At 73.3% G+C, this 13,690-nt stretch carries 13 protein-coding genes and 1 pseudogene; 8 read left to right on the top strand and 6 right to left on the bottom strand.

Annotated elements, in window-relative coordinates; genetic code table 11:
- A partial coding sequence (locus ACIRJT_RS33535) for a hypothetical protein (protein ID WP_403916847.1) occupies window positions 1–198 on the bottom strand: 198 nt, incomplete at its 3' end.
- Between ACIRJT_RS33535 and ACIRJT_RS33540 the strand changes: the two genes are divergently transcribed.
- The gene (locus tag ACIRJT_RS33540; protein WP_403916849.1) at window positions 197–1,495 is read left to right on the top strand and encodes a DUF6986 family protein; all 1,299 of its coding nucleotides are present in this window, start codon (window positions 197–199) and stop codon (window positions 1,493–1,495) included. The genes ACIRJT_RS33535 and ACIRJT_RS33540 overlap by 2 nt on opposite strands.
- A 128-nt stretch (window positions 1,496–1,623) precedes the next feature.
- Here the strand turns inward: ACIRJT_RS33540 and ACIRJT_RS33545 are convergent, their stop codons facing one another.
- The gene (locus ACIRJT_RS33545) at window positions 1,624–2,172 is read right to left on the bottom strand and encodes a CGNR zinc finger domain-containing protein (RefSeq protein WP_403916852.1); all 549 of its coding nucleotides are present in this window, start codon (window positions 2,170–2,172) and stop codon (window positions 1,624–1,626) included.
- Between the two features lie 100 nt (window positions 2,173–2,272).
- On the opposite strand from ACIRJT_RS33545, the gene ACIRJT_RS33550 reads away from it, so the two are divergent.
- Window positions 2,273–3,106 carry an alpha/beta fold hydrolase gene (locus ACIRJT_RS33550; protein WP_403916854.1) on the top strand — a complete coding sequence of 278 codons (834 nt, stop codon included), beginning with the start codon at window positions 2,273–2,275 and terminating at the stop codon, window positions 3,104–3,106.
- Window positions 3,107–3,201: 95 nt separating this feature from the next.
- On the opposite strand, the gene ACIRJT_RS33555 is transcribed toward ACIRJT_RS33550, so the two are convergent.
- The gene (locus tag ACIRJT_RS33555) at window positions 3,202–4,230 is read right to left on the bottom strand and encodes a LacI family DNA-binding transcriptional regulator (RefSeq protein ID WP_403916855.1); all 1,029 of its coding nucleotides are present in this window, start codon (window positions 4,228–4,230) and stop codon (window positions 3,202–3,204) included.
- A 207-nt stretch (window positions 4,231–4,437) separates the two neighbouring features.
- Here ACIRJT_RS33555 and ACIRJT_RS33560 point away from each other — a divergent pair, with 207 nt between their 5' ends.
- Window positions 4,438–5,385 carry an ROK family protein gene (locus ACIRJT_RS33560; protein ID WP_403916857.1) on the top strand — a complete coding sequence of 316 codons (948 nt, stop codon included), beginning with the start codon at window positions 4,438–4,440 and terminating at the stop codon, window positions 5,383–5,385.
- A 218-nt stretch (window positions 5,386–5,603) separates the two neighbouring features.
- Window positions 5,604–6,641: an NUDIX domain-containing protein gene (locus ACIRJT_RS33565; protein ID WP_403916860.1), complete on the top strand. Its 1,038-nt coding sequence runs from the start codon at window positions 5,604–5,606 to the stop codon at window positions 6,639–6,641.
- A 43-nt stretch (window positions 6,642–6,684) separates the two neighbouring features.
- Here the strand turns inward: ACIRJT_RS33565 and ACIRJT_RS33570 are convergent, their stop codons facing one another.
- Together ACIRJT_RS33570 and ACIRJT_RS33575 are read right to left on the bottom strand one after the other, a co-directional pair.
- Entirely contained in the window at window positions 6,685–7,371 is a 687-nt protein-coding gene (locus ACIRJT_RS33570) for an MBL fold metallo-hydrolase (protein WP_403916863.1), read from the bottom strand.
- Between the two features lie 111 nt (window positions 7,372–7,482).
- Window positions 7,483–8,847, bottom strand: coding sequence for a dipeptidase (locus ACIRJT_RS33575; RefSeq protein WP_097968096.1), 1,365 nt, complete (start codon window positions 8,845–8,847; stop codon window positions 7,483–7,485).
- A gap of 195 nt (window positions 8,848–9,042) precedes the next feature.
- Here ACIRJT_RS33575 and ACIRJT_RS33580 point away from each other — a divergent pair, with 195 nt between their 5' ends.
- The gene (locus tag ACIRJT_RS33580) at window positions 9,043–10,257 is read left to right on the top strand and encodes a geranylgeranyl reductase family protein (RefSeq protein WP_403916866.1); all 1,215 of its coding nucleotides are present in this window, start codon (window positions 9,043–9,045) and stop codon (window positions 10,255–10,257) included.
- A 55-nt stretch (window positions 10,258–10,312) separates the two neighbouring features.
- On the opposite strand, the gene ACIRJT_RS33585 is transcribed toward ACIRJT_RS33580, so the two are convergent.
- On the bottom strand, window positions 10,313–10,768 hold the full coding sequence (locus ACIRJT_RS33585) for a nitroreductase family deazaflavin-dependent oxidoreductase (RefSeq protein WP_403916868.1): 456 nt from the start codon (window positions 10,766–10,768) through the stop codon (window positions 10,313–10,315).
- Between the two features lie 147 nt (window positions 10,769–10,915).
- Here ACIRJT_RS33585 and ACIRJT_RS33590 point away from each other — a divergent pair, with 147 nt between their 5' ends.
- From ACIRJT_RS33590 to ACIRJT_RS33600, 3 genes and pseudogenes are all read left to right on the top strand, one after another.
- Window positions 10,916–11,617, top strand: a complete 702-nt coding sequence (locus ACIRJT_RS33590) for a TetR/AcrR family transcriptional regulator (protein WP_403916871.1) — start codon at window positions 10,916–10,918, stop codon at window positions 11,615–11,617.
- A gap of 212 nt (window positions 11,618–11,829) precedes the next feature.
- On the top strand, window positions 11,830–13,020 hold the full coding sequence (locus ACIRJT_RS33595; protein ID WP_403916874.1) for a sensor histidine kinase: 1,191 nt from the start codon (window positions 11,830–11,832) through the stop codon (window positions 13,018–13,020).
- A pseudogene (locus ACIRJT_RS33600) lies at window positions 13,017–13,673 on the top strand (response regulator); the annotation flags it as partial. The gene ACIRJT_RS33595 and the pseudogene ACIRJT_RS33600, both read left to right, overlap by 4 nt.
- Between the last annotated feature and the right edge of the window lie 17 nt (window positions 13,674–13,690).

Raw genomic sequence — 13,690 nt, forward strand, 5'->3', positions numbered from 1 at the left:
GCTCACCGAAGAGATCAACACCCGCAAGGGCTGACCCCCTGGCGAACACCCCGACCCGGGCCGCACGGTGAACACCACCGCGCGGCCCGAGGCCGTTCCGGGCGACCATTGACGCAGGTCGAGCGGCCTTATAACTTCACTATACGGATTGTTGATTCCGGGAAGCGGAAACAGCGAGAGCGTGGAGGGTATGGTCATGGGTCAGCAGGAGAAGGTGGCAACGAGCCTCGCCGGTGCGGTCAGCGAGGAGATCAGTGCCTCCCTCACGGCGGTCGACGCGGAACTCGCCCGCCGCTACCCGGGTGATCCCGGCACCCGCCAGCCCGTGCACACCGTCTACGTACCCGGCGACGTCTTCGAGCCCGGCACCCTGCGCTCCTGGGGCGACCAGGCGCTCGCCGCCCTCGACGAACACGCCCCCGACGCCGCGTCGTTCGCCGCCGTCCTCGGCATCCCCGAGGAGTTGGCGGGACCGGTCCACGACCGCGTACGCGCCAAGCTCGAGCGCGAGCCCGTCGAGGATCTGCGCATCGACTTCGAGGACGGCTACGGCCCCCGCCCGGACGCCGAGGAGGACGAGGCCGCCGCCCGCGCCGCCCGGCTGGTCTCGGAGGCGTACGCGAACGGCACCGCGGCCCCTTACATGGGCATCCGGATGAAGTGCATGGAGGCCGGCGTCCGTGACCGGGGTATCCGCACCACGGACGTCTTCCTCAGCGGGCTGATGGCGGCCGGCGGTCTGCCCCAAGGGCTCGTGCTGACCCTCCCGAAGGTCACCTACCCCGAGCAGGTCACCGCCTTCGTCCAGCTCCTCGAAGCCTTCGAGAAGGCGCACGGCCTCGACGCCGGACGTATCGGCTTCGAGATCCAGATCGAGACCAGCCAGTCGATCCTCGCCGCCGACGGGACCGCCGCCGTCGCCCGCATGATCGACGCCGCGCGGGGCCGGGCGACCGGACTGCACTACGGCACCTTCGACTACAGCGCCTGCGTCGGGGTCAGCGCCGCCTACCAGGCCAGCGACCACCCGGCCGCCGACCACGCCAAGGCCGTCATGCAGGTCGCCGCCGCGGGCACCGGCGTGCGCGTCTCCGACGGCTCGACCAACGTCCTGCCCGTGGGTCCGGCCGAGCGGGTCCACGAGGCCTGGCGGCTTCACTACGGCCTGACCCGCCGAGCTCTCGCCCGTGCGTACTACCAGGGCTGGGACATGCACCCCGCCCACCTGCCGACGCGCTACGCGGCCGTCTACGCCTTCTACCGGGAGGGCCTGGAGCAGGCGGCCGCCCGGCTCGCCGCCTACGTGGCCAAGGCGGGCGGTGACGTCATGGACGAGCCCGCCACCGCCAAGGCCCTCAGCGGCTACCTGCTGCGCGGCATCGACTGCGGCGCGCTGGACACCGCCGAAGTGGCGCGGCTGACCGGCCTGACCCGCGCTGACCTGGAGGCCTTCGCCTCGCCGCGTCGCGGCGACCTGACGGTCACGGCTCCGTAAGGGGCGTCGGCGGATCTCGCGCCCCGGTGGGACGGTCGTTCCCGCCGGGGCGCTCCGGCATGCCCGGCCGCCGTGGACGACCCTCCGGGGCGTGTTGTCCTCGAGGGAGGCCGGGGCCCGGCCCGTGCTCAGGCGTCCCGGCGTGCGGCCGCCCCGCCGCGGGCACGGTAGGCGCGCATCTTGTGCCGCGCGCCGCACACGTCCATGTCGCACCATAGGCCGTTGGACGACGGCGCCCGGTCGTAGAAGACCCAGCGGCACTCCGGGGCCGCGCAGGCCTTGAGGCGGGTGGCGTGACGCCCGGTCAGGCCGTGTACCAGGAGCGCTTCCAGTACCGGGCGTACGACCTCCGCCACCACCCCGCCGGAGGCCGGCCGCAGGGTGAGTGCGCCGTCGGGGCGCACGGCCGGAGCGCCCGCGACCGAGGCGATGAGCCGGTTGAGGGCGTCGACAGCCTCCGGCGACGTCCGCTCGACCAGAAAGGCCCGCACGGTCTCCCGCGCCTCCGCGAGCGAGGCCAGCTCCCCGGGAGAGGCCGACGCCGGGAAGCCGTGCGCACCGAGCCATCGCGCCGCCGTCTCCGGCCGGGCGAAGCCGTCCTCGTCGTGGAGGTGGGCTGCCGTGTTGCAGAAGTCCTCGATCGGTTCGAGCTCTGCGGGCGCAGGGTTCCGTCGCATGATCGCCACTTTACCAAGGTTACCGGCAATCAGTCATTGCTGGTAACGTCGATGATCCGGCGGGTTCCGCCCCTTCCAACCGCGCATCAGGAGGCACACCATGAACGGGAAGCTGACCAGGACGTTCGAGACTCCTGACGGGGCGGTGCGCTGGGACGTGATGGGAGAGGGGGAGCCGGTGGTCCTGCTGCACGGCACCCCGTTCTCCTCGCTCATCTGGCGCGACATCGCCCCGGCGCTCGCCCGCGATCACCGCGTCCACCTCTGGGACCTGCTCGGGTTCGGACAGTCGGAGCAGCGCGACGGGCAGGACGTCGGCCCGGCGGCGCAGGCGAAGGTGTTCGGACGGCTCCTGGAGCACTGGGGGCTGGAGCGCCCGCGCGTGATCGCCCACGACATCGGCGGGGCCGTGGCCCTGCGGGCACTGCTCCTGGACGGTGCGCGGTACGCGGACCTCACCCTGGTGGACGCGGTGGCCTGCGGGGAGTGGGGCACCGGGTTCTTCCGGCTCGCCAGGGAGAACGCGCACCTCTTCGAACAACTCCCCGGCTACGCCCACGAGGCGCTGGTCGAGAGTCATCTGCGCCACGCGACGCACACCGGCTACCGGGACGACGTCCTGTCCGCCCACGTCGATCCGTGGCGCGGCGAGCGTGGCCGGGCCGCGTACTACCGCCAGTACCGGCAGGCCGAACAGGCCGCGACCGACGATTTCCAGCATCTGCTGGGGGGCGTTCCGGTGCCGACCCGGATCATCTGGGGGCGCGAGGACCGGTTCCTGCCGGCGCCCTTCGCCGAGCGGCTGCACGCGCTGATCCCGCACTCCGAGCTGCACTGGATCGAGGGCGCGGGCCATACGGTGCAGGAGGACGCCCCGGCCCAGCTGCTGGCCCTGCTGACCCGGGACTTCCGGCCGGCCGGCCCCGGGGCCTGACCGCGCCCGCCGGGCGCCCTCCTCCAGGGGTGCGGTGCCGGCGCACGGCCACCGGGCCCTCGTGCCACGGCCCCACGGTCCGCGCCCGACAGGCCTCAGGCGGGGGGCAGTTCGCCCGAGCCGCGAGGGATGAGCGTGGTCGGCAGTTCCACCCGTGCCGTGGCGTGGTCCGCCCCGTCCAGGCGGCGGAAGAGGTGCTCGGCGGCGGTCCTGCCGACCGCCGCCGCGTCCTGCGAGATCACGGTGATGCCGAGCAGGTCGGCCAGCTCGATGTCGTCGAACCCGACCAGTGCCACCGGCCGCTCCCGCTCCGCGATCACCCGGACCGCCGTCACCGTCACCCGGTTGTTGCCCGCGAACAGGGCGGTGACCGGCTCGGGGCCCGAGAGCATCTCCTCGGCGGCGGCCCGCACCCGCTCCGGCTCGGTGGAGCCGAGGGAGACCCAGCCGTCCTCGACGGTGATGCCCGCGTCCCGCATGGCGGTGTGATAGCCGCGCAGTCGCTCGGTGACGGTGTGGATGCGCGGCTGGTCGCCGATGAACCCGATCCTGCGGTGGCCGTGCGCGATGAGGTGCGCCACGCCCTCCCGGGCCCCGCCGAAGCTGTCGGAGAGCACCATGTCGACGTCCACGTGGCCCGCCGGGCGGTCCACGAAGACCGTGGCGATGCCCGCCTTGATCTCCGGCTCCAGATAGCGGTGGTCGTCGCCCGCCGGGATCACGATCAGGCCGTCCACCCGGCGGGCGCACAGAGCCAGCACCAACTCCTGCTCCCGCTCCGGGTCCTCGGCGCTGGAACCGTTGATCAGTAGTGCGCCGTGCGCGCGGGCGACCTCCTCCACCGCTCGGCTCAGCGGACCGTAGAACGGGTCCGCCAGATCCTCCAGGACCAGTCCGATGGATGCCGTACGGCCCTTGCGCAGCACACGGGCGCTGTCGTTGCGGCGGAAGCCGAGCGCGTCGATCGCCTCCTGCACGCGGCGCTCGGTGTCGGGCGTGACGCCGGGCTCGCTGTTCACCACCCGGGAGACCGTCTTCAGGCCGACTCCGGCGCGGGCCGCCACGTCCTTCATGGTCGGCCGGTTGCCGTAGCGGGTCTCGGAATGACGGGCGGTCCGGTCCACGTGCGCTGTCCTGTCGTCGGATTACGGGCGGGGCTGCGGTGCTCCGGCCGGCGCCGAGCGGGGCCTGGTGGGGCGTCGCCGGGGTGAACGGAGGCCGTGGCGTCGAGCATAGGCCCTGGACAACGTTGTCAACAGAATGGAGACTGTGCAGACTATGGACGGAACCCGCAGGTCCCGCCCCTTCAGCGATCCGGAGAGCCCACACCGATGCATACCGACCTCGTCGCCGCGCTCGACATCGGCGGCACCAAGATCGCCGGAGCGCTGGTGGACGGCGACGGATCCCTGTCCGTACGGGCGCAGCGGCCGACGCCCGCCCGGGAGGGCGCCGAGGCGGTCATGGGCGCCGTGGACGAGGTGCTGGGCGAGCTGATGGCCTCGCCGCAGTGGGGCCGCGCCGGTTCCGTGGGCATCGGCAGCGCCGGTCCGGTGGACGCCGCCGCCGGCACGGTCAGCCCGGTCAACGTCCCCGGCTGGCGGGACTTCCCGCTGGTGGAACGGGTGCACAAGACGACGGGCGGACTGTCGGTCGCACTGGTCGGCGACGGGGTCGCGATGACGGCCGCCGAGCACTGGCTCGGCGCTGCCCGGGGCTACGACAACGCGCTGTGCCTCGTCGTGTCGACGGGCGTCGGCGGCGGCCTCGTCCTCGGCGGCACCCCGCGTCCCGGCCCCTCGGGCAACGCCGGCCACATCGGCCACATCAGCGTCGACCTGGACGGCGACCCGTGCCCCTGCGGTGCGCGCGGCTGCGTCGAGGGCATCGCCAGCGGTCCCAACATCGCCCGCCGCGCGCTGGAGAACGGCTGGCGGCCCGGCCCGGACGGCGACGCGACGGCCGCCGCGGTGGCCGTCGCCGCCCGCGCCGGAGACCCGGTCGCCATCGCCTCCTACGAGCGGGCCGCCCAGGCGCTGGCGGCCGGTATCGCCGCCACCGCCACCCTGGCCGACCTCGACATCGCGGTGGTCGGCGGGGGAGTCGCCGGGGCCGGCGACGTGCTCTTCGTGCCGCTGCGCCGCAGCCTGCGCGACTACGCCACGCTCTCCTACCTCCGGCGGCTGACCGTGGCGCCCGCCGTGATGGGCGCCGACGCGGGTCTGGTCGGCGCGGCGGCGGCAGCCATCGCGCTGCGCCAGGGAGTGTTTCGGAAGTAGCGCCGTCCGCGCGGAGCAGGCGGGAGCTTCGGAACGCGCCTCCAGGGCCTCCCGCCTCCAACCGCCTCCAGGGAGCGCCCGGTTCGTCAGGCCGGGCGCCCCCTGGGCCACGCTTCGCGGGCCGGACGGCCGCATCGGGACAATGCCGTCGCCGCCGCGGGGTTTCCGCGGCAGGGTGTTGCGGGCAAGCCACAGGGGGCTACGGAAGAGGGGGAACCGTGATCGTCTGGATCAACGGTGCGTTCAGTGCGGGCAAGACCAGCGCCGCGGGCGAACTGATCGATCTGATCCCGAACAGCACGCTGTACGACCCGGAGGTCACCGGCGCGGGGCTGCGCGGTCTGCTGCCGCAGAAGAGGCTCGCCGAGGTCACCGACTTCCAGGACCTGCCGATCTGGCGGCGGCTCGTGGTGGACACGGCGGCGGCGCTGCTCGCCGAGGTGCCAGGGGTGCTGGTGGTGCCGATGACCCTGCTGCGGCAGGAGTACCGCGACGAGATCTTCGGAGGGCTCGCCTCCCGGCGCATTCCCGTCCGGCATGTGGCGCTCTCACCTGAGGAAACGATCCTGCGCAGCCGGATCGCGGGCCGCGAGGAGTTTCCCGGCGACGAGGAGCAGTGCGAGCGGGTGCGCCGGTGGGCGTACGAGCACATCGGACCGTATCGCGACGCCCTCGACTGGATCACCGAGGATGCCCATCTGGTCGACAACAGCGCCCTCACACCCCGGGAGACCGCCGAGCGGATCGCGGACGCCGTGCGCACCGGGAACGCCGCGACGTGCCCGATCGTCCAGAGCCCGGAGCCGACCGCCGAGACGGTGGCCGCCGGGGTTCTGCTCTTCGACGAGCAGGACCGGGTGCTGCTCGTCGACCCCACGTACAAACCGGGGTGGGAGTTCCCCGGCGGTGTTGTGGAGGCGGGCGAGGCTCCCGCGCAGGCCGGGATCCGTGAGGTCGCCGAGGAGATAGGCCTGCGCCTCGACCGCGTTCCCACCCTGCTGCTCGTCGACTGGGAGTCGCCCGCCCCGCCCGGCTACGGCGGGCTGCGCTTCCTCTTCGACGGCGGCCTGTTGCGCTCCGAGGACGTCGGCCGCCTGCTCCTGCCCGGCTCCGAGCTGCGCGGCTGGCGCTTCGTCACCGAGGAGGAGGCCGCCGGGATGCTGCCGCCCACCCGGTACGAGCGGCTGCGCTGGGCCCTGCGGGCGCGCGAGCGGTCGACGGTGCTCAACCTGGAGGCAGGGGTGCCGGTGGGCTGAGCGGGGTGCCGGGCTACACGGCGGGCCTCCGCGCGGGCGGCGCTCACGCGCCGTTCGCCGCCGCCTCCATCAACGAGGCCGCGTTCTCGGTGAGCGGGTCGCCGTGACCGACGCAGACGGTACGCGGCGCGAGCGCGGCCAGTCGCCGGAACGTGGCCGCCGCTCCGGCGCGGTCCACGTTGAACACGCCGAGCATCACCTGTTCCGCGGAGGCGACGGCGTCCCCGGTGAACAGCACGCCGTGGAGCGGCAGATGGAGGGCGATGGAGCCCGCTGTGTGCCCGGGGGCGTGGACCACCCGCGCGCCGTCGCCGAACGGCAGCACCTCACCGCCGGTCACCTCGCGGTCGACCCGGGTGGGCGGGGCGTCGGGGCAGGTCAGCCCGTGCTCCCACAGCGGCAGTTCCCAGTCCAGCAGGTCCGGCTCCGCTACGGGGCGCTCGCCCCGTACCACCGGGGCGTCCAGCGTGTGGGCGATGATCTCGGCGCCGTGCCGGTCGGCCAGCTCCTGCGCGGCCCCGTAGTGGTCGCGGTGGCCGTGGGTGACGACGATGCGCCGGATCCCGGCCGGGTCGAGGCCGAGCGTGCGGACAGCGTCCTCGATCGCGGCCGCCGCATCGACGTCACCCGCGTCGATCAGGGACAGCTCCGTCCCGTCGCGCCAGAGATAGGCCTGGCCGATCCGGAAGCGGAACATGTGCAGCTGGGGAGTCACCTCGACGAGATCCATGCGGCGAACGTACGCAGGGGCGGACGTCCGCCGCACGGACCTACGCTCCGGGCGACTTCGCCGAGCGCGTAGCGGCGGTCGAGGCCGCCCCCGTGGGGCGGCCTCAGGAGGTCAGACCTTCTTCGACTCCGCGTAGTTCCGCAGGAACAGCGCCTCGGCGACCGACATCCGCTCCAGCTCCTCGGGCGACACGCTCTCGTTCACCGCGTGGATCTGCGCCTCGGGCTCGCTCAGCCCGATCAGCAGGATCTCCGCCTCCGGGTAGAGGCCCGCGAGCGTGTTGCACAGCGGGATGGAGCCGCCCATCCCGGACGACTGCATCTCCTGGCCCGGGTAGGCGTCCCGCATCGCGTCCGCCATCGCCGTGTACGCCGGGCTGGTCATGTCCGCGCGGAACGGCTGGCCCTGGCCCACCTGTTCCACCCGTACCCGCGCACCCCAGGGGGCGCGGGACTCCAGGTGGGCGGTGAGCAGCTTCGTCGCCTCGGCGGCGTCCTGGCCCGGCGGCACGCGCAGGCTGATCTGCGCCCGCGCGCTCGCCTGCACGGACGGCGTCGCGCCGACGACCGGCGGGCAGTCGATGCCGATGACGGTGACGGCGGGACGGGCCCAGATCCGGTCCGCGACCGTGCCCGTGCCGATCAGCTCCACCCCGTCCAGCACCTTGGCGTCCTGGCGGAACTCCGCCTCCGGGTACTGGAGCCCGTCCCAGTCGGCGTCGCCCGTCAGACCGTCGACCGTGGTCGTCCCGTCCTCGGCGCGCAGCGAGGCCAGCAGCTGGATCATCGCGGCCAGCGCGTCCGGGGCCGCGCCGCCGAACTGCCCCGAGTGCAGGTTCCCTTCGAGGGTGTCGAGCCGCACCCGCAGCATCGTCATCCCGCGCAGCGTCGCCGTGACCGTCGGCAGCCCGACCCGGAAGTTCCCGGTGTCGCCGATGACGATCGTGTCGGCGGCCAGCAACTCCGGGTGCGCCTCCGCGTACCGCTCCAGACCACCGGTGCCCTGCTCCTCGGAGCCCTCGGCGATCACCTTCACCGAGACCGGGACGCCGCCGTTCGCCTTGAGGGCGCGCAGCGCGAGCAGGTGCATGATGAACCCGCCCTTGCAGTCGGCCGCGCCCCGGCCGAACCAGCGGCCGTCGCGCTCGGTCAGCTCGAACGGCGGGGAGATCCACGCCGACTCGTCCAGCGGAGGCTGCACGTCGTAGTGCGCGTAGAGCAGCACGGTCGGGGCCCCGGCCGGACCGGGCAGGAACCCGTAGACCGACTGGGTGCCGTCGGGGGTGTCCAGCAGGGCGACGTCCGTGAACTCCTCGGCGCGCAGGGCATCGGCGACCCAGTTCGCCGCGCCCTCGCACTCGCTCCTCGGGAACACCGCCGGGTCCGCCACCGACTGGAACGCCACCAGCTCGGCCAGTTCCTCCCGGGCGCGGGGCATCAGCGAGGCGACGGTCTCGGGAATCGGACGGGCGGTCATGGGCACGCTCCTCGTGGGTGCGACGTTATGGGTAGGGCGCGGTGTGTACGCGACCGTGCGCGACGCTGCCTGTGCGGCGACGCATGTACGACGAAATCATGGCCGATCCTCCCACAGGAGGGTTTGGCGGGAACGCGCCGTAGGATGCCGTGAGCAGCATGGGGCCACTGGTCGGATCAGGAGCAGAAGCACATCGTGAGCAGCGAGAACGCAGACGCCGGACGTGAGCCGGAAGAGTCGTCCGTGTGGGATGTCGTCGTGGTCGGCGCCGGACCGGCCGGCGCATCGGCGGCGTACGCGGCCGCCGTGGCGGGCCGAAGAGTCCTGCTGCTGGAGAAGGCGGAACTGCCGCGCTACAAGACCTGCGGCGGGGGAATCATCGGGTTCTCACGGGACTCCCTGCCGCCGGGGTTCGAACTGCCCCTGAAGGACCGCATCCACGCGGTCACCTTCTCGCTCAACGGCAAGCTGTCGCGTACCCGCCGCTCCCGGCGCATGCTCTTCGGACTCATCAACCGCCCGGAGTTCGACGCCGGCCTGGTCGAGGAGGCGCAGAAGGCCGGGGCCGAACTGCGCACCGGGGCATCGGTGGTGCGGGTCGAGCAGCACGGCCCCGCCGTGCCCGACCGGCGGACGGTCGCCGTGGTGCTGGCCGGTGGCGAGACGGTGCTCGCGCGGGCGGTCGTCGGCGCGGACGGCAGCGCGGGCCGGATAGGAGCCCATGTCGGGGTGAAGCTCGATCAGGTCGACCTCGGCCTGGAGGCGGAGATCCCGGTCCCGGCCACCGTCGCGGAGGACTGGGCGGGCCGGGTGCTCATCGACTGGGGCCCGATGCCGGGCAGTTACGGCTGGGTGTTCCCGAAGGGGGACACCCTCACCGTGGGCGTCATCTCGGCGCGCGGCGACGGCGCGGGCACCAAGCGGTATCTGGAGGACTTCATCGCCCGCCTCGGCCTCGCCGGGTTCGAGCCGGCCGTCTCCTCGGGCCATCTCACCCGCTGCCGCAGCGACGACTCGCCGCTCTCCCGCGGCCGGGTCGTGGTCTGCGGGGACGCGGCCGGACTGCTGGAGCCGTGGACCCGCGAGGGCATTTCCTTCGCGCTGCGCTCGGGTCGGCTCGCGGGGGAGTGGGCGGTCAGGATCGCCGAGTCGCACGACGCGGTGGACGCCCGACGCCAGGCCCTCAACTACGCCTTCGCCATCAAGGCCGGTCTCGGCGTCGAGATGGGCGTCGGCCGTCGCATGCTCAAGCTGTTCGAGCGGCGTCCAGGGCTTCTGCACGCGGTGCTGACCGGCTTCCGGCCGGCGTGGAAGGCGTTCGCCGGGATCACCCGGGGGACGACGTCGCTGGCCGAGCTGGTCCGTACGCACCCGCTGGCGCAGCGGGCGCTGTCCGCGATGGATCGCTAGCGCCCCGCTCGTCGTCGACCGCGCCCCCGTCGCCCGTACGGCCACGGGGGCGCGGTCATGCCTCGGCCGTGATGCGGAAGACCGGGTGGTCCGGGCAGGCCGCCAGCAGTTCGGCGTCCGTGGACTTCGCCGTGATCCCCTGGAAGTACTGGTTGACCTCCCAGCCCCACCGCTCCAGATAAGCCCGGATGATCCGGGCCTTCTGCGCGTCGTCGGCGATCTCCACGGCGGTGAAGCCGCTCACCTTGCGCCCCAGGCGCAGCTCTCCGCCGCCCGCGACGCGCATGTTGCGCACCCACTGCGAGTGGCCCCGGGCCGAGACGAGGTACCGCTCTCCCTCGAAGGCGTGGGCGTTGACCGGGACGCGCTGCATCTGACCGCTCTTTCGCCCGCGCACCGACAGCTCGGCCGATCCCATCAGGCTGATGCCGTGTCGGGCCAGCCGGCCGACGATTCTGTTGAGGCGGTCGGCGGAGGCGCTCGCCCGGAGGTAGTAGGGCTGCTGCGACATGGGTGACTCCCGCGATGTTGGGAGAGCAGTGCTCTCGCTTGAGATCAGTGTGCACGGGCTGCGGCCTCAAAGCAAGAGCACTGCTCTCGTCATTGGCGTCCGCTCTTGTTTCTGGTCGGTGCTCCATGTGTGTGGCAGACTGATCGCATGAGCACCATCCGAGGGGCCAGGGAACGCGCCCGCATCGAAGTGACCGCGGCCATCAAGGACGAGGCCAGGAAGCAGCTCGCGGAGGAGGGCGCGGCGAAGCTCTCGCTGCGGGCCGTGTCCCGGGAGCTGGGCATGGTCTCCTCCGCGCTCTACCGCTACTTCCCCAGCCGCGACGACCTGCTCACCGCGCTCATCGTCGACGCGTTCGACGCGATCGGCGAGGTCGCGGAGCGGGCGGCGGGGGAGCGGGCCGGGGCCGTCCCGCCCGCCGAACGCTGGATCGCGGTGGCCTGTGCCGTACGGGAGTGGGGGCTCGCCCATCCTCATGAGTACGCCCTGATCTACGGTTCGCCCGTCCCCGGATACATCGCCCCGATGGACACGGTGGGGCCCGCGTCCCGGGTGGGCCTGGTCTTCATCGACATCGTCCGTGCCGCGTCCCGGGCCGAGGACCTCGCCGTGCCCTCCCTCGCCCCGGAGCTGCGTTCCGACGCGGAGCGGATGGCCGCCGAGTTCGCCCCGGACGTGCCTCCGGCCGCCGTGGCGGCCCTGGTCGCCGCCTGGGCCCAGCTGTTCGGCCTGGTCTCCTTCGAGCTGTTCGGTCAGTTCAACCGGGTCGTCGAGGCGCGCGAGCCGCTGTTCCGGCAGGCCGCCGGTGAACTCGCCCGCTCGGTGGGCCTGCCCGCGGTCAAGCCTTAGGGCCGCCCTTCCCCGGCGCCGTACTCCCCACGGAGTACGGGTGATCACCACGCACGGCGGACGCTCCCGCGCCCGTCCGCCGTCTAGCGTGGCCGCCAAGGGACGAACAACAACCGCCGGACCGGGGCGGCGGTCATTCCCGCGGCTTTCCGGGCGGCCGGCCTCCCGGAGAGCCGGGCCGGCGGGGAGGCCCGCCGGCGTGGCTGTCCGGCGTGCGTTCCCGGACGCCCGCCGGCCTGCCCTGGGCGTCGACGGCCGTGCTGCTGGTGTTCGTCGTGGTCGGCACGGGCTTCGCCGAGCACGGGCAGGACCGCCGGCCCCTGGACCTGGCCGCCCGGCTGCTGCTGTTCGTCGCGGTCGTCGTGCTGCTCTTCCGCCACCGCCGCCCCGTGGCCGCCGTGGCCACCACCTGCGCGGTGACCCTGGTCTACCTCGCGGCGGGCTATCCGTACGGGCCGGTGTTCGTCGCCGTCGCCGTCGGCTGCTTCGGCGCGATCGTCGCCGGGCACCGGAAGGCGGCCTGGTGGTCGCTGGGCGGGTTGTGGGCCGGGCACGTCCTGGTCTCCCACTGGCTGTACCGATGGCTGCCGCCGGACGGGGACGGGGCCGCACCCTGGACGCAGCAGGTCTTCATCACCGCGTGGGTCCTGGCCGTCGTGGCCGCAGCCGAACTGCTGCGGGTGCGCCGCGAGCAGTGGGCCGCCGCCCGCGCGGAGCGCGAGGCGGCGGAGCGGCGGCGGGCCGACGAGGAACGGCTGCGCACGGCCCGCGAACTCCACGACGTGCTGGCCCACTCCATCTCCGTCATCAACGTGCAGGCCGGTGTCGGACTCGCGCTGCTCGACTCCGATCCGGAACAGGCCAGGTCCGCCCTCACCGCGATCAAGGGGGCCAGCAAGGAGGCGCTCGACGAGGTACGTCAGGTGCTCGCCAACCTCCGTACGCCCGGCGACGCTCCCACCTCCCCGGCCCCCGGCCTCGACCGGCTTCCCGAGCTCGTCGAACAGGCGGCGTCCGCCGGGCTCACCGCCACCGTGGAGAGCGAGGGCGATCCGGCCGTCGTCCCGCCCGGCGCCGGCCTCGCCGCCTTCCGCATCGTCCAGGAGGCCCTGACCAACGTCGTCCGCCACTCCGGCTCCCGTACGGCCCTGGTGCGCATCGGCCAGGGCTCCGGGCGCATCCGGCTCCGCGTCGACGACGAGGGATCCGCCACCGCGGACGACGCGGGCGGCGGCGGCAACGGACTCGTCGGGATGCGGGAGCGGGCCGCCGCCCTCGGTGGCACGATCGAGGCGGGCCCGCGCCCGGACGGCGGCTTCCGGGTTCCCGTCGAACTGCCGTTCACCGCGCCGGACCGCGACCGACGCCGGACCGCACCGGAGCCCCCCGAGGAGACACCGTGATCCGTGTGACGCTCGCCGACGACCAACTCGTACGGGCGGGCTTCCGCGCCCTGCTGGGGGCACAGCCGGACATCGAGGTCGCCGGAGAGGCCGCAGACGGCGAGGAGGCGGTCCGCCTGGTGCGCGAACTGCGCCCCGACATCGTGCTGATGGACATCCGCATGCCTCGCCTGGACGGGCTGGCCGCCACCCGGCGGATCACCGGCGACCCGGACCTGAACGAGGTGAAGGTGGTCATGCTCACCACCTGCGAACTCGACGAGTACGTCTGCGAGGCCATCCGCAGCGGCGCCTCGGGCTTCCTGGTCAAGGACACCGAGCCGGACAAAATCCTGCGCGCGGTGCGGGCGGTGGTCGGCGGGGACGCGTTGCTCTCACCGAGGGTGACGCGCCGGCTGATCGCGGAGTTCGCCGCCCGCTCCAAGGAACCGACGGCCGCCCCGCTCGCCCGGCTCACCGAACGGGAGCGGGAGGTGGTGGCGCTGGTCGGCATCGGGCTGTCGAACGCGGAGATCGCCCGCAGACTGGTCGTCAGCCCGCTCACCGCGAAGACCCACGTCAGCCGCACGATGGTCAAGCTCGGAGCCCGCGACAGGGCCCAACTCGTCGTCCTCGCCTACGAATCGGGGCTGGTCCGCCCCGGCTGGCTCGGCTGGGACCAGGGTGTGTC

This window comes from Streptomyces sp. NPDC102283 (assembly GCF_044766265.1).
Classification (GTDB): Bacteria; Actinomycetota; Actinomycetes; order Streptomycetales; family Streptomycetaceae; genus Streptomyces.

What these genes read in the sequence shown, in the direction of transcription:
- ACIRJT_RS33540 (WP_403916849.1), top strand. Translation starts at nt 197, where the DNA reads ATGGGTCAGCAGGAGAAGGTGGCAACGAGCCTCGCCGGTGCGGTCAGC.
- ACIRJT_RS33545 (WP_403916852.1), bottom strand. Translation starts at nt 2,172, where the DNA reads ATGCGACGGAACCCTGCGCCCGCAGAGCTCGAACCGATCGAGGACTTC.
- ACIRJT_RS33550 (WP_403916854.1), top strand. Translation starts at nt 2,273, where the DNA reads ATGAACGGGAAGCTGACCAGGACGTTCGAGACTCCTGACGGGGCGGTG.
- ACIRJT_RS33560 (WP_403916857.1), top strand. Translation starts at nt 4,438, where the DNA reads ATGCATACCGACCTCGTCGCCGCGCTCGACATCGGCGGCACCAAGATC.
- ACIRJT_RS33570 (WP_403916863.1), bottom strand. Translation starts at nt 7,371, where the DNA reads ATGGATCTCGTCGAGGTGACTCCCCAGCTGCACATGTTCCGCTTCCGG.
- ACIRJT_RS33575 (WP_097968096.1), bottom strand. Translation starts at nt 8,847, where the DNA reads ATGACCGCCCGTCCGATTCCCGAGACCGTCGCCTCGCTGATGCCCCGC.
- ACIRJT_RS33585 (WP_403916868.1), bottom strand. Translation starts at nt 10,768, where the DNA reads ATGTCGCAGCAGCCCTACTACCTCCGGGCGAGCGCCTCCGCCGACCGC.
- ACIRJT_RS33590 (WP_403916871.1), top strand. Translation starts at nt 10,916, where the DNA reads ATGAGCACCATCCGAGGGGCCAGGGAACGCGCCCGCATCGAAGTGACC.